Source organism: Dietzia sp. B32, assembly GCF_024732245.1.
In the GTDB taxonomy this organism is placed as follows: Bacteria; Actinomycetota; Actinomycetes; order Mycobacteriales; family Mycobacteriaceae; genus Dietzia.
In genome coordinates this window covers 1,354,646-1,371,267 of the sequence record NZ_CP093845.1, presented here as the reverse complement: position 1 = coordinate 1,371,267, position 16,622 = coordinate 1,354,646, and the positions used below count along the sequence as shown (strand labels likewise).

General features: G+C 62.3%; 13 protein-coding genes and 4 pseudogenes. 8 read left to right on the top strand and 9 right to left on the bottom strand.

Features of this window, described 5'->3' with window-relative positions; all coding sequences use genetic code 11:
* Nucleotides 1–205: 205 nt before the first annotated feature.
* Both L8M95_RS06625 and L8M95_RS06620 read right to left on the bottom strand, forming a co-directional pair.
* A pseudogene (locus L8M95_RS06625) lies at nt 206–1,085 on the bottom strand (IS21 family transposase); the annotation flags it as partial.
* Nucleotides 1,086–1,241: 156 nt separating this feature from the next.
* Nucleotides 1,242–1,421 (bottom strand): helix-turn-helix domain-containing protein, encoded by a 180-nt coding sequence (locus L8M95_RS06620; protein ID WP_260488697.1) that lies wholly within the window; start codon nt 1,419–1,421, stop codon nt 1,242–1,244.
* 146 nt (nt 1,422–1,567) lie between these two features.
* Here L8M95_RS06620 and L8M95_RS06615 point away from each other — a divergent pair.
* Nucleotides 1,568–2,570, top strand: a pseudogene (locus L8M95_RS06615) (IS3 family transposase); the annotation flags it as partial.
* Between the two features lie 35 nt (nt 2,571–2,605).
* On the opposite strand, the gene wecB reads toward L8M95_RS06615, so the two are convergent.
* From wecB to L8M95_RS06595, 5 genes are all read right to left on the bottom strand, one after another.
* The gene (gene wecB, locus L8M95_RS06610; RefSeq protein ID WP_260488696.1) at nt 2,606–3,736 is read right to left on the bottom strand and encodes a non-hydrolyzing UDP-N-acetylglucosamine 2-epimerase; all 1,131 of its coding nucleotides are present in this window, start codon (nt 3,734–3,736) and stop codon (nt 2,606–2,608) included.
* On the bottom strand, nt 3,733–4,851 hold the full coding sequence (locus L8M95_RS06605) for an NAD-dependent epimerase/dehydratase family protein (RefSeq protein ID WP_260488695.1): 1,119 nt from the start codon (nt 4,849–4,851) through the stop codon (nt 3,733–3,735). The genes wecB and L8M95_RS06605 overlap by 4 nt, the downstream gene beginning before the upstream one ends.
* Nucleotides 4,848–5,879 (bottom strand): polysaccharide biosynthesis protein, encoded by a 1,032-nt coding sequence (locus tag L8M95_RS06600; RefSeq protein WP_260488694.1) that lies wholly within the window; start codon nt 5,877–5,879, stop codon nt 4,848–4,850. Before L8M95_RS06600 ends, L8M95_RS06605 begins: the two co-directional genes overlap by 4 nt.
* Before the next feature lie 73 nt (nt 5,880–5,952).
* Entirely contained in the window at nt 5,953–6,579 is a 627-nt protein-coding gene (locus L8M95_RS17565; RefSeq protein WP_396119575.1) for a GNAT family N-acetyltransferase, read from the bottom strand.
* Complete coding sequence (locus L8M95_RS06595) at nt 6,569–7,828, bottom strand: glycosyltransferase family 4 protein (RefSeq protein ID WP_260488693.1); 1,260 nt, start codon at nt 7,826–7,828, stop codon at nt 6,569–6,571. The genes L8M95_RS17565 and L8M95_RS06595 overlap by 11 nt, the downstream gene beginning before the upstream one ends.
* A gap of 197 nt (nt 7,829–8,025) precedes the next feature.
* Here L8M95_RS06595 and L8M95_RS06590 point away from each other — a divergent pair, with 197 nt between their 5' ends.
* The 3 genes and pseudogenes from L8M95_RS06590 to L8M95_RS06580 all read left to right on the top strand — a co-directional run bounded on the left by L8M95_RS06590 (nt 8,026) and on the right by L8M95_RS06580 (nt 11,559).
* Nucleotides 8,026–9,156 (top strand): DegT/DnrJ/EryC1/StrS aminotransferase family protein, encoded by a 1,131-nt coding sequence (locus L8M95_RS06590; protein ID WP_260488692.1) that lies wholly within the window; start codon nt 8,026–8,028, stop codon nt 9,154–9,156.
* Nucleotides 9,153–9,746 (top strand): sugar transferase, encoded by a 594-nt coding sequence (locus L8M95_RS06585; protein ID WP_260488691.1) that lies wholly within the window; start codon nt 9,153–9,155, stop codon nt 9,744–9,746. The genes L8M95_RS06590 and L8M95_RS06585 overlap by 4 nt, the downstream gene beginning before the upstream one ends.
* A 567-nt stretch (nt 9,747–10,313) precedes the next feature.
* Nucleotides 10,314–11,559 (top strand): annotated as a pseudogene (locus tag L8M95_RS06580) (IS3 family transposase).
* A gap of 338 nt (nt 11,560–11,897) precedes the next feature.
* On the opposite strand, the pseudogene L8M95_RS06575 reads toward L8M95_RS06580, so the two are convergent.
* Nucleotides 11,898–12,477 (bottom strand): annotated as a pseudogene (locus L8M95_RS06575) (Dps family protein).
* Between the two features lie 165 nt (nt 12,478–12,642).
* On the opposite strand from L8M95_RS06575, the gene L8M95_RS06570 reads away from it, so the two are divergent.
* Together L8M95_RS06570 and L8M95_RS06565 are read left to right on the top strand one after the other, a co-directional pair.
* Entirely contained in the window at nt 12,643–13,185 is a 543-nt protein-coding gene (locus L8M95_RS06570) for an alpha/beta fold hydrolase (RefSeq protein ID WP_260488690.1), read from the top strand.
* Entirely contained in the window at nt 13,182–13,286 is a 105-nt protein-coding gene (locus L8M95_RS06565; RefSeq protein ID WP_260488689.1) for an alpha/beta fold hydrolase, read from the top strand. Before L8M95_RS06570 ends, L8M95_RS06565 begins: the two co-directional genes overlap by 4 nt.
* Before the next feature lie 161 nt (nt 13,287–13,447).
* Here the strand turns inward: L8M95_RS06565 and L8M95_RS06560 are convergent, their stop codons facing one another.
* The gene (locus L8M95_RS06560) at nt 13,448–15,082 is read right to left on the bottom strand and encodes a GMC oxidoreductase (RefSeq protein ID WP_260488688.1); all 1,635 of its coding nucleotides are present in this window, start codon (nt 15,080–15,082) and stop codon (nt 13,448–13,450) included.
* A gap of 326 nt (nt 15,083–15,408) precedes the next feature.
* Between L8M95_RS06560 and L8M95_RS06555 the strand changes: the two genes are divergently transcribed.
* Together L8M95_RS06555 and L8M95_RS06550 are read left to right on the top strand one after the other, a co-directional pair.
* A complete protein-coding gene (locus L8M95_RS06555) occupies nt 15,409–15,798 on the top strand; it encodes a VOC family protein (RefSeq protein WP_260488687.1) in 390 nt (129 codons plus the stop codon).
* Between the two features lie 44 nt (nt 15,799–15,842).
* Nucleotides 15,843–16,577, top strand: coding sequence for an alpha/beta fold hydrolase (locus L8M95_RS06550; protein WP_260488686.1), 735 nt, complete (start codon nt 15,843–15,845; stop codon nt 16,575–16,577).
* The last annotated feature ends 45 nt before the right edge of the window (nt 16,578–16,622 follow it).

Below are 16,622 nucleotides of genomic sequence, written 5' to 3'. Positions count from 1 at the left end.
CAGATAGCCCTGGGCCTCGATCACGTGCCGATCCAGGATCTGGGCGATCACCTGCTCGGTGGGGGCCGAACCCGCAGGCACGGTCGGTAAACCACTGCCGTGACCACAAGCCGTCGATACCCTGATGCGCCTTCGGGGCGTGGGCGAGGACGGTCGAGTACTGGCCCTTGCGGCCATGGCGCCGCGAATGCTCTCACTGAGTATTCGCTGTTCTGAGTGCCAGTCGTTTCTGGAACGGCTCCCGGTTGTAGGCGTCCATCCGCTCACCGATTGCCTCGGCCAGTTCGGGCACCGTGTGGAACATGCGGTCCCGTAGGCCGGCGATCACCCAGGTCGCTACGTGCGCCACGGTGTTCTCGGCGCCAGATTTGTCTTTTTGCCTCCGTATCCGCCCTGGTAGAACGGCTGCTGAGTAGTGGGCGGCCATCTCCCTGTAGGCGTCGTTGAGGACGATCTCGCCGTCGCGGGGATGGGAGATCACGCCGGTTAAACATCGCCACGTGCGCCCGAAGCCACGCGTCTTGCTGCATGTCGGTCGATGGCCAGACGAACGCGTACCTGCTGAATGGCAGGCACGCCACGAATAGGTACACCTTCCGCGTAGCTCCGGTGACCGGGTCGGTGAGCTCCATCGTGGGGCCGGACCAGTCGACCTCGACCGTCTGGCCGGCCTTGTGCCCGACGCGGGAGGCGGCGCCGGTGACCATCACGTGTCGCTGGTAGGTCTTGCACCACCGGTCATAGCCCATCGCCGGCGCTTTCGCGTGGGCGCAGCGGTCGGTGTACTCGCCGTGCAGCAGCTTGAGTGTGACCCCGACCCGGGCCATCTCGCGGTGGACCTGTTCCCAGTCGGGCTGGGCGAACACGCTCTCGTGTTCCCCGCGGCCCGGGAACAGGCGGGCGTACACCTGCTCATCGGTGAGCTCGGCGACGTCGTCCCAGCTCGTCTCGGTCGCATCGGCGGCCTCCAGCACCGCCGCGATGCTCTTGCGGGACATGCCCTGCGAGGCGGCGATCGCCCTGCCTGACAAGCCTTCGGCGCGAAGCTGCAACACGAGCTTCGCCCTGATTTTCCGTACAGTCACGGATTGCTCCTTCCGCCGCGGGCCTATACACGCGGCGGAAGGAGCCTAGAAGCGGGTGGCCCCCACGGACGCTACTGCTGGCCCCCAAGCGCAATATTCGCAATCCGGCCACTGGCCCCCAGAGGCAATACTGGTGGACCCCAGCGAGACGAATATTCACATCCCGGCGATCTCGGCCGGGTTCATCGACGACGCTTGGCCGGCGGTGATGCCGTACGCGGTGATCGTCTTCTTCACCGCCGCGATCTCCCGCCGTGAACATCCGACGGCGGCGACGATCTCGCTGTAGCTATGCCCGGCCAGCGCCAACGTCATGATGGCCTTGTACTCGGCCACATCAGCCTCCTGAAAAGGAAAAGGCGACGCAGTCGCGCCGCCTCACCCCGAGCAGACCACCCCGCCCGCCCCAAGGAGTACCGAGTCGCCGGAATCGAAGTACCGGATCGCCGGACTAGGCGTACCCACTGGCCCTATCTGCCACGAAGAAGCGCATCAAGCTCCGCGAGCAAGAGAACGAGGTCCTGCGCCGGGCCGCTGCCTACCTTTGGCAGGCCAACCTGCCGGGAAAATGATGTACCCGCTTGTCCGTGAGTTGGCCGCCGACGGCATCCCCGCCCGAGGTGACCTGCCGGGTGCTGAACCTTGCTCGCCAGCCCTACTACCGCTGGCTCGCGGCCCCGGTCACCGATGCCGAACTCACCCAGGCCTACCGTGCCAACGCCCTGTTCGACGCCCACCGCGACGACCCCGAGTTTGGCTACCGGTTCCTGGTCGACGAAGCCCGCGAAACCGGCGAGTCGATGGCCGGACGTACCGCCTGGAAGATCTGCTCATGACAGGGCTGGTGGTCGGCGTTCTCCGAAGAGACGCGGCAAGAACGGCAAGAAGCCCGGCCCGCCGGTCCACGACGACCTCTGCGCGGTGACCGATCGGCACGGCGTGATCCGCCACGAGTTCCGTGCACAGACTCTGAACCAGTTGTTGCTCGCGGACATCACCGAGCACTGGACCAGGGAGGGCAAGCTGTATCTCAGTGCGGTCAAGGACGTCTACTCCAACCGGATCGTCGGCTACTCGATCGACTCGCGGATGAAGTCCCGGCTGGCTGTCGAAGCGCTGAAAAACGCGGTTGCTCGCCGTCAGCAAGCCGGCGGAGATGTTGCCGGCTGTGTCCTGCACACCGACCGCGGGTCGCAGTTCCGCAGCCGGAAGTTCGTCCACGCGCTCAACCGGCACGGCATGGTCGGGTCGATGGGTCGTGTGGGCGCGGCTGGTGACAACGCTGCGATGGAGTCCGGGTTCGCACTGCTGCAGAAGAACGTCCTCGACCGCCGCGCCTGGGCCACCCGTGAGGAGTTGCGAATCGCGATCATCACCTGGACCGAGAGAACTTACCACCGCCGTCGCAGGCAGTCAGGCCTGGGCAGGTTGACCCCGGTCGAATACGAGTTGATCATGACCACAGCCGCTACCCAGGCGGCCTAACCCCATCTGTCACCTGTTCGTGCAGCAGTCCCTTGCTACCGTATGCCCGCCCAGGACCTGTGCCTGTGAACTGTAGATATTATAAACTTCACTGCGCGCTCCGATGTGTTGTCAATCAGGTAGTCATCGGGCGTGATATGGCTCGTTCCGGCTCGTTCGTATCCGGAATCCATAGCTAGTTGAACCGCCGCTACAACGTCATCGGAGTGTAAACCAGTCATTATTATCGCCCCTGTGTCCAATGCCTCGGGGCGCTCTATCGAATCACGCAGGGTGATTGCAGGAAAACCTAGGATTGAAGATTCCTCTGCGATGGTGCCAGAGTCCGACAGGCAGCAAGCTGCGGATAGTTGAAGTTTGTTATAGTCGTGGAACCCTAGGGGTTCAGAGAATATGATGCCCTCCGGTTCCGACCAGTCCGCGAGTGCGGTGAGTCGCTTACGTGTACGGGGATGTGTAGAGACGAAAATCGGAAGTTCGAAGTGGGTGTGGACGGCTGTCAAACAGTCGAGAAGCATCTGCAGCCGCTCTGGAGAGTCCACATTTTCCTCGCGATGAGCTGAGACGAGGAAGTATTTGCCCTTTTCGAGGCCCTTGTCGGCCAGGACCGTAGACGCATTGATCTGGTCGAGGTAGGCGTTGAGCACCTCGCGCATCGGCGAACCTGTCTTAAGGATCCGGCGGGGATGCAATCCCTCGGCTAGAAGGTTTCTCCGCGCGTGTTCCGTGTATACGAGATTAAAGTCAGAAACGTGGTCGACCATGCGCCGGTTGGTTTCCTCTGGCACGTTCAGATCAAAGCAGCGATTGCCCGCTTCCATGTGGTAGGTCGGAATGCGCATGCGGCGAGCCATGAGAGCCGCAATGCACGAGTTAGTGTCACCGAGTACCAATACGGCATCGGGAGACTCCTCATGTAGGACTCTTTCCGTAGCGATTAGCGTGCCACCGAGCACTGCGCCGAGGCTAGACGTGTCGACTCCAAGCATGTGGTCCGGTTGGCGAATTCCCAGATCGTCGAAAAAAACTTGGTTGAGTGTGTAGTCGTAATTCTGGCCAGTGTGTACCAGGACGTGCGTAATGCCGGCCGTGGCATCGAGACGATGGATGACCCGGGCCAGACGGATGAGCTCAGGGCGCGTTCCCACGACAGTCACTATTTTCACTGGTCTGACTCCTCGGCAGTGCGGCGGACGGGTTCAGGGAACGTGTCTGGAGCATCCGGACGAAAGAGCTCGTGGCTCCAAAACTGCGTGAGCAACACATCGTCACCGGTGTTGGTGATGTTGTGAACCCACCCCACTGGCATGTCGATCGCGACGGGAACGTCACCGGAGACCTCGAAGTCCAAGACGTCCTCCTCAAACATTTTCCGAAGGCTTATCCGAGCTTTACCCTGGATAACTGCAAATCGCTCGATCTTGGTGAGGTGGTAATGCTCGCCGCGTGTGACGCCGGGTGCAGTGGAACTGATTGAGGACTGTCCCTCGCCCCCGCAGCAACGAACGGTTTCTACGAACGAGCCGCGAGAATCCGAGTGCGGAACGAGGTTAATCGGGTAGTGGCCCGGAAAGAGTGCGGCTCGGTAGGCGTTGAATAGGTCAATCCGGAACCTTGTACTGAGGTCTGGGATCTCGCCGATCGGGACGTACGATCGGTGAAACTCCTTCAAGAGATTCCACACCGCAACGACACCGGTGTGCTGACCTCGGGGCCGGAGCGTTGTCGCCGATGTGTCGAGGCCGTCTATTAGGGCTTGCGACGCATCTTGTGCGTGGAGCAACTCCACCGGATTGTCGTTTATCTGGGGAGTCTCTCCCCCTATAACGGCCCTAATAAACGTGGCCACGAAGGAATTATAATTGGGGACTCCGTGCTCACCGAATAGGTTTGGAAGGCGAACTTCGACGAAGTGCCCGCCGAGGGACAGGGTAGCTTTAGCGATCTGATTTTGGGCCGCCAATTTGCCGCGGCCGTATGCGTTGTCGCGTTCAACCTGAATGGTGCCGGCCATGACAACCCGCAGGGCTCGGCCGGAAGATGCCACAGCAGCCGCGAGATCGTTGCCTAATTCGATATTCCCTCGTTCCACCGCTTCGTCGTCCGCCGCTCGGTTGACCCCGGCGATGTGGATTATTGCGTCCGCGTTGGCCAGAAGGTTGCCTAGCTCTGACCAGTTCTGCCGCGAAACGGGATGGACTTCATGCTCTGTGAGCGCCGAGAGGCGGAGGCGGGTGTGCCATCCAAGGAAACCGGTGGCGCCGGTAAGGACGATTTTCATCGGTGGACCTCCGCTAGGACCTGCTGAATTTCAGGCAGCGCTGCGATCATGGTTGCCGTTTCTTCCACGGTCATTTGGTCAGTGTTATTTGAGTCGAAGTCCTCTGCTTCGCGGGCGTTAGAATCACCCTCGTCGACGTACACTGAGTACTGAAGCGATCGCGCATCAAGCGGCACCTTGAAGTAGTCGCCCTGGTCGGTGGCCTTCGCTTTTTCTTCGCGGGAGAGTAGGGTCTCGTACATCTTCTCGCCGTGACGCATACCAATTTTCACGATCTCCGGGTTATCGATGCCCATGACGAGTGCGGTGGCCTTGGCGAGGGTATCCACCGTGCAGGCCGGTGCCTTCTTGACGAACAAGTCACCCGGCTCGGCATGGAAAAACGCGTGTTCCACGAGATCGACGGACTCTTGGAGGGTCATAAGGAACCGCGTCATTGAACCCTCGGTTAAGGTAATCGGCTTGCCCTCGCGGATCTGTCGAACAAATAGCGGGATCACCGATCCGCGCGAGTACATGACGTTGCCGTAGCGGGTAATAGAAACCGTGGTCTGGGACTTCGGGTTGTTGCGGGCGAATGCTTGCGCGGTCTTTTCCATAAGGGCTTTTGACATGCCCATCGCATTGACCGGGTATACGGCCTTATCTGTGGACAGGCAAACGACCGACTTTACGCCGAGTTTGTGGGCGGCTCTGATGACATTGCGGCTGCCATCGACATTGGTCTTGACCGCCTGATCAGGAAAGAACTCGCACGAAGGGACCTGCTTGAGAGCCGCAGCATGAAAGGCGAAGTCGGCACCGACGAGAGCGCTCTCCACGCTTTCCTGGTCCCGCACATCTCCGATAAAGAACCTGAGGCGGGGCTCGTCTAATCTGGATCGCATTTCGTCTTGCTTGGCCTCGTCACGGCTGAAAATATTGACCTGGTTGACACCCAAGGTGAGTAGATGACGCGCCATAGTTGATCCGAATGAACCAGTTCCACCAGTTATTGCGACTGTGGCGCCATTTAACTTATCTGTCATGCTGTCTTCCTCGCTAAATCGGGCGAACTAGGCCGTGCCTGAAAGTGCAGGTGGTTTGGCCACGCGCCTGGCATCAAAGTTCCGGCGTAATGTCTATGACATACCGGTTCATTGTCCGGCCTTGACGGGTCGTGTAGGACGCGTCAATCCGCCAACCTTGTGACCGGTAGAATGCGTTAACTGAATCGTTGCCGATGGCGTCAGTGGTTAGGAATGCGACCTGGATTCCGCGCAACGAAGCTCGGTGGAGCCAATCGGTTGTTAGGTGTTTTCCGATTCCGGATCCCTGTAAATCCGGGTCAACGCATAGCGATGCGAGAAGGGCCCAGTCTGCCCCATTCTCTGGAGCTTCACCGCGGTATGCTAGACCTCTGATGACTCTTGGTGCAGAGCGGGGCTGCCCCAGCAAGGAGATACCGGCCAAAAAAGCAAACCGAAAAAGACGGCGTCTGAGGAGCCGGGAATAGAACCCTGCCGGCTCAGATGTCCCGACAACCGCTCCGATCGGCGTCCCTGAGTCATCGCGAGCTACGACGGTCACGGCTGTCGGATCCGTGGCATACGCGCGGTAGAATTCAGCCAGAAAGCGTTCCCCGAGGCTACTTAGGAAGAAATCGGGAAAAGACCTTATGTGTAGCTTGGCGAGTTGTTTCGCATCTTCGGGAAAGAGTGTGTCTGCCGACTTTTTATTATTTGACATCGGGTTCCCGATTCTGCTCCGCGGCTTGGATCAGCAGAGCCTCAATGTGTTTCACACCCCTGGCTAGCGAGAATTCTTTCTCGTAAAGGGCGCTGGCGCGTTCGCCGAGTTCGGACAGTTCTTTAGGCGATAACTTGCAGAACCACTCGATTGAAGCGGCAATAGAATAGGGAGATGCCGGATCGGCGGTGCGGCCAACGGAGTTCTGCGACACGAGAGCGGTCAGGTCGCCGTGGGCTGCGGCAAGTAATGGCTTTCCAGAGGCCAAGATTGCCTGAGTCTTGCTCGGCATGGTTATTTGGGACAACGGATTTTGAGCAAGACCCACATAGCAAAAATCGGCAGCGGCCATAAGATCGTTCATTCGCGCCTGAGGTACGCGACCGAGAAACCTGACGTTCCTGATCGGTGATTCGAGTGCTAATTTGCGAAGTTTGCTCTCCTCGGTACCTGAACCGGCGATCACCAATAAGAAATCAGGATCGTTGACCAAGCTAGTTGCCTTGATGAGCGAAGAAAGACCTTGTGCGCCCCCAAGAGTGCCCGCGTAAACCAAAACTTTGGCGGTTTCGGGAATCCTGAATTCCTCTCGGGCGGATGACCTATCTCCGCTTGAGTTAAATACCTCTTCGTCGGCCCATTTGGGAACATAGCTTAGTTGGCAGTCTTCGAGACCTCGGGCCGAAAGGATGCCGCCGACACTAGGAGATATGTACACCACTGAACTTGCGGATCGGTAGATTCTCGAGCACCAGGCATTTAGCGCATATTCGCCGAGACGACCGATCACGTTCCTCTGCACCATGCCCGATGCGAATATGGTGTCCGGCCACAAATCGCCAACTTCGACGACCGCAGGAGTGTCAAATAAACGCTGCCCCCTCCAAAGGGGCATAGCTATAGTGACAGGAGAGTAGTTTACCCATACGGCGTCGAGGTTCTTGAAAAAGTCTTTGGCGGCACGCGTTGCAGAGAAGCCGAATGACGCGTAGTTAGCTATTCGGTGTAGTGGTCGCTCATCGTGGCTCAAGTACACCGGTGCTCTGCGGACGTTAATGCCGTCTACGGTCTCAACATAGCCATGCTCCTGCGTATATCCGGAATGGAGCTCGCCAGTTGGATAGTTAGGGAACCCGGTCAGAACTGAGACTTCATGACCAGCGTCGCGTAGCCCTCGCGCTAGTGCGCCGGGCAGCGCCGCGGGGCCCGGTTCTGGGTCGTACCATTGTGTCAAGAGTCCGAACCGCATATTGACTTGATCGTCCTCCCGGCTGATTTTGATTGGCTGGGGCTAGCTTACAGATGAGGCTCGCCCGGCGGAGGACGTGCGGTGCCAGGGGTGTCGAGTCAGGGCTACGAGGGTAGTTTGAACCTAGGACACCTACCAGGTTCCACATGAATGAGAGGTGGGCTTTGAGCACTAACCGAGACTTCATCCCTTTCGCGGTGCCAGACATCGGTGAGGAGGAAGTCCAAGCTGCGACGCGTGCGCTGAGGTCAGGTTGGCTGACAACGGGGAACCAGGCCGCAACTTTTGAACGCGAATTTGCTGAGTTCTTGGGCGGCGATGGACTGCAGGCAGTTGCCGTGAACTCGGCTACCGCTGGGCTCCACCTCGCGCTAGAGGCGGCTGGCGTCGGCCCCGGCGACGAAGTTATTGTCCCAACTTGGACGTTTACGGCGACAGCCGAAGTGGTCCGTTACTTAGGTGCAACTCCAATTTTAGTTGATGTAGATCGTGAAACTCTCTGTATCGACTACACCGTTGCGGAGCAGGCGGTGTCCCGTAAAACTAGAGCAGTGATGCCTGTCCATTTCGCTGGCTTAGCCGTTGATACAAAGGAGACCGCCGCTTTCGCCGCCGCGCACGATCTATTAACCGTGGAGGACGCGGCGCATATCCTCCCAGGAACGTCCCACGGTGAGCTGATTGGTTCCGGAAACAGTCTTGCCTCAGTGTTTAGTTTTTATGCAACTAAGACCATCACGACTGGTGAGGGCGGCATGCTTGTTACCCGGTATGAGGAAATCGCTGATCGAGCTCGCACCATGAGGCTGCACGGTATAAATAAGGATGTGTTCGATAGATATACCAGCAGCTCTGCGAGCTGGTTCTATGAGGTGGTCGCACCTGGGTACAAATACAACCTACCCGATCCGGCCGCAGCAATCGGTAGGGTGCAGCTGGGCCGTGCTTGGGCTTTTCAAGATGCTCGAGAGTCCATTGCCAAACGTTACGACTCAGCGTTTGCTGATCTTCCAGTGCAGCTGCCAGCCCACGCTCCTGGGGGCGACGTCCATTCCTGGCACTTGTACGTCCTTCGATTAGGTGCGGATGCTAATATCGGCCGCAATGAATTTATTGGACAGATGGCTGAGCGAGGTGTCCGATGCTCCGTTCACTTCATCCCGCTGCATATCCATCCTTACTGGAGGGATCTTGGGTCGCATGTCAACTCGGATTTTCCGGTTGCGAGCGCCGAGTTTGAGAGGGCGGTTAGTCTGCCAGCATTTTCTTCGATGACGGACGCTCAGGTTGACCATGTAATTTCGTCAGTTAGCGACATTCTGTCGTGATTGCCAAGCGTGTATTGGATCTGCTGGGATCCATTATTGCAATGTTGTTTACTGCTCCTTTGTGGGCGGTCTTGGCGATGGCTATTTTGTTGGAGGATGGTCGCCCAGTTTTCTTCCGACAAGTCCGTGTTGGTCGCGGTGGTGAGATTTTCCGGATTCATAAGTTCCGGACAATGAAGGTTGGGCATGGCGGTCCGAATGTCAGCGCTTTGGGTGACGGGCGAGTTACATTTGTTGGAAAATACCTTCGGGCATCAAAACTTGATGAGTTGCCTCAATTGTTGGACGTGGTCAAGGGGGATATGAGCTTGGTGGGCCCGCGCCCCGAGGTGCCCGAATACGTTGCCAAGTGGCCGACTGCTGAAAGGATTGACATACTCTCTGTCAGGCCCGGCATTACGGATCCAGCGAGTTTGGAGTTTCGAAACGAGGCTGGCCTTCTTGCTGGTGTGTCCGACCCAGGGGAGTATTATGAATCCGTACTCCTTCCGCAGAAAGTTCGACTGTATGTTGAATATGTTTCTGGTAGGAGTTTCGTAGGAGATATCTTAATCTTGGTCCGTACCATTGTGGCAGTTTCCAGAGGCTGACACTGGCCTCATGATCGATTTGTGGTTGGGTGAGGACCTTTCTGTCGTCGCTGTAAAGTGTTGCTATTTCAGGCAGTGCTTAAGATGCCGCCCTCGGTCCTCCCATGCCAATTGCATCGTTAGTCGCCTAAGCGTCCCTTCGGGATAGCGCACTCTAAATTCGGAATGGCCGGTTTGCTGGCTGCTTGCGGAGCTGGGTGACATGCGTCAGTAGAACGGGCGGGCTAGGCGTCTCGTTCGGTAGATGCTGGAGGAGCCTTCGTGTTGATCGGAGCGTGGTTCCACGGGTACCACGACCCACGGGGCCCTACCTCGGTTGGGGAGTCCGGCCCGGCCTGATCCGCGCGTAAGCGATCCGCCTGCTGGCGGTCGCCCACGATGATGGCGTCTATGATTTGTTGGGCGAGTGCGGGAGTGGTGACAAACGGGTTCAAGCCTACGATTCCATAGTGGAGGGCGTTCATCACGTAGAGGCCGGGGTATTCGCGGAGGCGGCCGTGGCTGTCGCTGTCTGAACCGCACTGGATCCATCGGAGGGTTCCGATCTAACAAGGAAGACTGGAACCCATGGCAGCACCACGAAAGTTCGACGCCGAGACCCGCGAGCGCGCGGTCCGGATGTACCGCGAGCACCTGTCCGACGAGCAGTGCTCCAAGCTCGCCGCTCGCACCCATGTCGGGTCACTGCTGGGCGTGAACCCGGCAACCCTGCGGAACTGGGTCGAGGCGGGATCGAGCCCCTCGTCACCTGAATCTACCGCCGAATCCGCGGAGGTCAGGCGCCTCAAGCGTGAGAACGCCGAGCTGCGCCGGGCGAACGAGATCCTCAAGACCGCCTCGGCGTTTTTCGCAGCGGCGGAGCCAGGTCGCCGACTTACCTGATCGTCGATTACATCAACGTCCACAAGGAGCGATTCGGGGTCGAGCAGATCTGCCGCGTGCTCACCGAGCACGGCATCGCGATCTCCGGAGAGCACCTACTACGCCCGCTCAGCCGCGCCGTCCACAGAGACCGAGCTGGCCGACGCGTACGCCGCCCACGAGGTGTTCTGCTTGTTCCACGACCAGCGGGGCCTGTACGGGGTGATCGGGGCTATGGCAGTGCCTGCGCCGCCGGGGTCGCGACGTCGGCCGCGACCAGGTCGCCCGCCTAATGGGCATCTGCGGTATTGCCGGCATTGTGCGAGGTAAGCGGCGAACAGTCACTACAGAATCCGATCCGGCGGCAGCTCGGCACCCCGACCTGATCGACCGCCAGTGGAACGCCCCGACGCGGCCGGACCAGTGGTGGGTAGCCGACTTTACATATGTATGGACCCTGGCCGGCTTCTGCTACGTCTCGTTCGTAGTCGACGTGTACTCCCGCCGGATACTCGGCTGGCGGGCCTCGATGACCAGGCGATCCGACCTGGTCCTGTCGGCGCTCGAGCAAGCGATCCACACCCGGCAACGGGGCTCGTTCGAGTTCACCTCCACCGGTCTCGTCCATCACAGCGATGCCGGCACCCAGTACGTCTCCCTGGCCCTGACCGATGCGCTCCGCGAGGCCGGGATGCAGGGGTCGATCGGCAGCGTCGGCGACGCCCTGGCAGGCGCCCTGATGGAGTCCACAATCGGGCTGTACAAGACCGAACTGATCGACCTAGAGACCACCCGAAGGTGGACCGGACGCAACGAGGTCGAACGCGAGACCGCGGACTGGGTGCGATGGTTCAACAACGAACGCCTCCACTCCGCGATCGAATACCGTCCGCCCGTCGAGTACGAGGAGATGTACCGTTCCAACCAGGCGACCGAACCTCAGGCCGCCTAATTCAGCAAGACCCTCCGAGAGATCCAGTGCGGTTCAGTCCTTGCACAGCAGGCAGCCCCCCAGAAGGTGTTTGGTGACGTCGTGTATACGCCGAACATGACAGTGCGGTAGGCGGTGCTTTCCTTCTTGTTGATTAAGTCAAGACCGCGACGGACCAAGGCGAGACTCAGCTGATTCCGGGACACGCTCCAGGTCAGGTCACCTTGCCCGGGGTGGCGTTGACTAGAGACATCGTTGTCCGTTATTTCCTGCGGTGCGACAAGGGTCGGACCGGACCCCAGTGAAGGGTTCGGCCCGTCCGGTGTCTTGGCCCTACCAGGTGAGGGCGCGGAGACTGCTCAGGCAGACGCGTCCCGCGCCGCGCCCTTCTCGGAGACGTCGTCGGCGGTGGGCAGTTGGCCGGAGGCGTTCTCCAGGTGGGCGCGGACGAACCACTGGAACTTCTACAGCTCGGCGGTCTGGCCGATGAGGATGTCCTCGGTGACCGGGTCCACGTCGCCGGCCACGGCGATGGCCTTGCGGGGTTCGCTGATCATCCCGTTGTACACCTTGTCCAGGGCGCCGAGGTGGGCCTGGGCGGTGTCGCGACCCAGGGAGTAGTCCGTGGGCCTGGGCGGTGTCGCGACCCAGGGAGTAGTCGTCCCACGAGCGGTGGTCGGCGTTGGCGCCCATCGTGCCCACCGGGAACCCGCCCAGGGTGGCGATGCGCTTGGCCAGCACGTCCGCGAACCCGCGCACCAGCTCCACCTGCGGATCCAACATCTCGTGGACCGAGATGAAGTTGGGGCCCACCACGTTCCTGTGCACGTGCTTAAGCGTGAGGTGCAGGTCGTTGCACGCCGTGAGCCGCTTCTGCAGGGTGTCGGCGAGCGTGGCCGAATCGGCCGTGGACAGTCCGGGAACGGTGAATTCAGGCATGGCGCCGACGGTAACGGGATCGGGAGCCGGTCGCGATCGACGGCCGGCCGCTCGGTCGGCCGCGACGGGGCTGACCGCGGTGGGGCCGCGCGCCTATGGTGGCGCATGACCTAGCTCGTGTTTTTCCCCGGCCTGCACGGCGACGCTCGGACCTGGGCCCCGGTCATGGCCGCCCTTCCCGACGTGGCGTCCACGGCCCTGGACCTGCCCGCGGTCGCCGACCTTGACGCGCTCGTCGACGAGGTCGCCGGCCACGTCGAGCCCGGCAGTGTGGTGGTGGGGCACTCGCTCGGCGGCGTGGTGGTGATGCACCTGGCCGGGCGGCACTCGTCAGTGCTGGCAGGGCTCGTCCTGGTGACCGCGCCCGTGGGGGCCGAGGACCCAGAGTCGGCGCGGGCGGGCGCGGACCGGGCCGTCGGCCTGAGCGCGGAGGCGTACGAGGAGATCGCCCTTGACGGCATTGAGGCCGTCTACCACGGCGAGCGCGGACACGACCCGCAGATCCGCGCGGAGCGACTGCGCGCCGCACGGGTGTACGGGCCGGAGCGGTTGCCGCCCACTCGGTCGCAATCGGAGCGCGGCGAGATCGCTGGGAGTTGCCCGCGCAGGCGCCCTGACCGGTGCCCATCGTGGGCGCCTCGGATGACCAGGTGGTGCCCACCGAGGAGCAGCGCCGGTGGGCGGAGAAGAACTCGGCGCCGCACGTGACCTTTGTCGAGATCCCGGAGAGCGGACACATGCTGCCGGTGGAGGACCCGGAGCAGCTGAGCAACGCGATCAGCGACTGGCTCAGCTCCTCTGAGGGCTGACCCGGCCGGTTCGGCACACCCCGTGGCACCGGGCTCGGTGGTCGGGTCCGGGTGTTGTCGTCGTCGTCCGGCTTCTCCACCCACATGAAGACGCACGGGCCGGACTCGATGAGGGATCCGGCCCGTCGCCCCGGCGCGCGCGGGGCCCGGAGCAGTGCGGCCTACCGCAAGTCGTTCGCGATGATCGCGTCCATGTTGCGTTCGGCGAGCGCGGTGATGGTGACGAACGGGTTCACACCCACGTTGCCCGGGACGAGGGATCCGTCGACCACGTAGAGGCCGGGGTACTCGTGGAGGCGCCCGTGGTTGTCGGTGGCCTTGCCGAGCAGGCAGCCGCCCAGGGGGTGGTAGGTGAAGTCGTCGCCCCAGGTTTTGTACACGCCGAACAGATCGGTGCGGTAGATGGTGCCCTCCTTCTTGTTGATCTTGTCGAAGACCCTCTTGGCCATGGCGATGCCCGGCTGGTTCTGGGACACGCTCCAGGTCAGGTCGACCTTGCCGGTGGCGGCGTTGAACTGGAAGCGGGCCCGCTCGGGGTTGTTGGCGATCGCCAGGTACAGGCTGACGTAGGTCTCGAGCCCGGCCGGCAGGGGAGCGATCTCGGCGAAGATCGACGCGGTGGGGTCGGCCCAGTTGTCGATCCCGAGGGTGGGGATGGTCGACTGCTTGGAGCCGGTGGCGTCCCACATGTGATTCGCGCGCCCGACCATGACGTTGCCGTTGTTGCCCCAGCCCTCGCCCACCTGGGACGACAGGTTGGGCAGGAGGCCCTGCGCCTTCATCGACACGAGCAGCTTGCTGGTCCCGATGCTGCCGGCGGCGAAGAACACCTTGTCGGCCGTGACGTTCTTGGTGGCGATCACCGCACCCTGCTCGTCGATCTGCTCGATCGTCACTCGGTACCCGCCCCCGGTGGCCGGGGCGACGGCCGTGACCCGGTGCAGCGGCGAGATGGTGAGCCGGCCGGTGGCGGCGGCCTGGGCGAGGTACGTCTTGTCCAGCGACTTCTTGCCGGCGTTGTTGCCGTAGATCACCTCGCCGCCGAGCGCCGAGGCCTGCGCGGTGCCTGCCGCCTCCCGCTTCATGTAGTCGAAGTCGTAGACGTTGGGCACGAAGGTCGTGGCGAACCCGGAGCGGTGCGCGGTCTTCCGGCCCACGCGGGCGAACTGGTACCAGGGGCTCGACTCGAACCACGTCTGGTCGATGTGGTTCACGCCGAGAGCGGCGTTCGCGCGGGGGAAGTAGGTGCCGTACATCTGCGCCGAGTCGACGTTCGGGAGGATGTGCTCGAAGTGGCTGCGCTTGGGTGTGACGGCCATGCCGCCGTTGACCAGCGAGCCGCCACCCACGCCGCGTCCCTGGTAGACCTTGACCCCCGAGAACTTCTCGGCGTCGAGGACCCCGACGTAGCGCTCCACCTTCTTGTCGATCCCGAAGCCCATGAAGTTGCTGACCGGCTGGCTGGTGGTGTCCGAGAGCCACGTGGAGCGCTTGTCCGGATTGAGCATCCCCGAGAAGATCTTGCCGTCCGGGCCCGGCGTGTCCCAGCTGCGGCCCATCTCCACGATGTGGGTCGCGATCCCCGCCTGGGTCAGGCGCAGCGCTGCCACGGCGCCGCCGTAGCCACTGCCGATCACCAGGGCGGGGAGACGGTCGTCGTCGGCCAGCGCGCGGTGGGGGAGCGGGGCCGCGGACGAGGACGACGACGACACCAGCGATGCAGCTGCTGCAGCGCCGGTCGCCAGCCCGGTACTCGCCAGGAAGCGACGACGGGATAGCGAGAGATTCGAAGGCATGGGACTCCTGAGGCTTCTGGGGGACGGTTCGGCGGTGTGCCGGGGCGCCGGGAGGCGCGCTCAGAAGATGTATACGGGCTGAGAGGATGGTTACCGGTTGGTATCGGTGAAAGTTCGTTGCTGCGATCGAGGGTCGAGGCGGGGTTGTTGTTGCAGCTAAGGGGCTTGTGGTGTGCAAGTCGGCGACCCTTTCGCGGTGGACGGTTGGCCTGTTGGGCCGTTGATCCAGTAAGCGTTAGCTCACTAGACGTTCCCGGCGGTAGCGGGTCGATCGGGGTGCTCCATGAATGCTTGAGCCGCCTGCGTGCTGGCCGTAGCGTGGTTTCATGGCTGGGATCACCGCGCGGCGTGTGGTCGTCGCACTCGACTGCCCCGATGCTCGAGAGCTCGCCGAGTTCTACGCAGCGATGCTCGGCTGGCGGATTCGTGACGACGCCGACTACTCGGACTGGGTCGACGTCCTGCCACCGGAGGGCGAACCGGGCGCGGTCGCGCTCGCGTGCCAGACCGTCCCCGACTTCCGCGCCCCGACCTGGCCCGAGGGCCCGGTCCCCACGCAGGTGCACCTCGACTTCTACGTCGACTCGATCGCTGACTCCGAGCCGGCCGTCCTCGCCGCCGGCGCCCGCCGACACGAGCACCAGCCCAGCCCCGACGGGCGGTTCGTGGTGTACCTCGACCCGGTGGGGCATCCGTTCTGCCTCTGTGAGGAGTGACGGAGCGGGCACTGATCGGGTTCCGGATGGGTAGCCTCGCGGCCATGACCGACCTCGTCCTCCTCCCCGGCCTCCACGGTGACGCGCAGACCTGGGCGCCGGTCATGCGAGCACTGCCGGACGGCGTCCACGCCACGCCGCTGGACCTACCGGCCGTGGCCAACCTCGATGCCCTCGTCGACGAGTTGGCGGGGCAGATCGCGCCCGGCAGCGTCGTCGTCGGGCATTCCCTCGGCGGCGTGGTGGCGATGCATCTCGCCGAGCGGCACCCGTCGCTGCTGGCCGGACTCGTCCTGGTCGCCGCCCCGGTGGGCGCGGAGGACCCGGAGTCGGCGAAGGCGCGGGCCGACCGCGCCGCGGGACTGAGCCCGGAGGCGTACGAGGAGATCGCACTCGACGGCATGGAGGCGGTGTACAACGGCGACCGCGGCCACGACCCCGAGGTGAGGGTCGAGCGGCTGCGCGCGGCACGGATGTACGGGCCGGAGCGGTTCGCCGCCCATTCGGTGGCGATCGGCGCCCGGCCGGACCGCAGCGAGTTCCCCGCGCAGGCTGGTGTCCCGGTGCTGATCGTGGGGGCGTCCGATGACCTCGTGGTGCCCACCGAGGAACAGCGGCGGTGGGCCGAGGCGAACGGGGCTGGTGCTGGGACGGGCGGTGACGAGGCGGCCCGCGTGACGTACGTCGAGATCCCGGAGACCGGACACATGCTGCCGGTGGAGGCCCCGGACGAGCTGGCCAGGGCGATCATCGACTGGCTTCCCACGATCCAGGACTGACTCGGCCGGTTCCGCGCTTCCCGGTGGGGGTGGGTCGATCCGGGC

Coding starts and splice junctions, on each gene's coding strand:
- L8M95_RS06555 (WP_260488687.1), top strand. CDS start 15,409: ATGGCTGGGATCACCGCGCGGCGTGTGGTCGTCGCACTCGACTGCCCC.
- L8M95_RS06560 (WP_260488688.1), bottom strand. CDS start 15,082: ATGCCTTCGAATCTCTCGCTATCCCGTCGTCGCTTCCTGGCGAGTACC.
- L8M95_RS06550 (WP_260488686.1), top strand. CDS start 15,843: ATGACCGACCTCGTCCTCCTCCCCGGCCTCCACGGTGACGCGCAGACC.
- L8M95_RS06570 (WP_260488690.1), top strand. CDS start 12,643: ATGGCCGCCCTTCCCGACGTGGCGTCCACGGCCCTGGACCTGCCCGCG.
- L8M95_RS17565 (WP_396119575.1), bottom strand. CDS start 6,579: ATGTCAAATAATAAAAAGTCGGCAGACACACTCTTTCCCGAAGATGCG.
- L8M95_RS06600 (WP_260488694.1), bottom strand. CDS start 5,879: ATGACAGATAAGTTAAATGGCGCCACAGTCGCAATAACTGGTGGAACT.
- L8M95_RS06595 (WP_260488693.1), bottom strand. CDS start 7,828: ATGCGGTTCGGACTCTTGACACAATGGTACGACCCAGAACCGGGCCCC.
- L8M95_RS06605 (WP_260488695.1), bottom strand. CDS start 4,851: ATGAAAATCGTCCTTACCGGCGCCACCGGTTTCCTTGGATGGCACACC.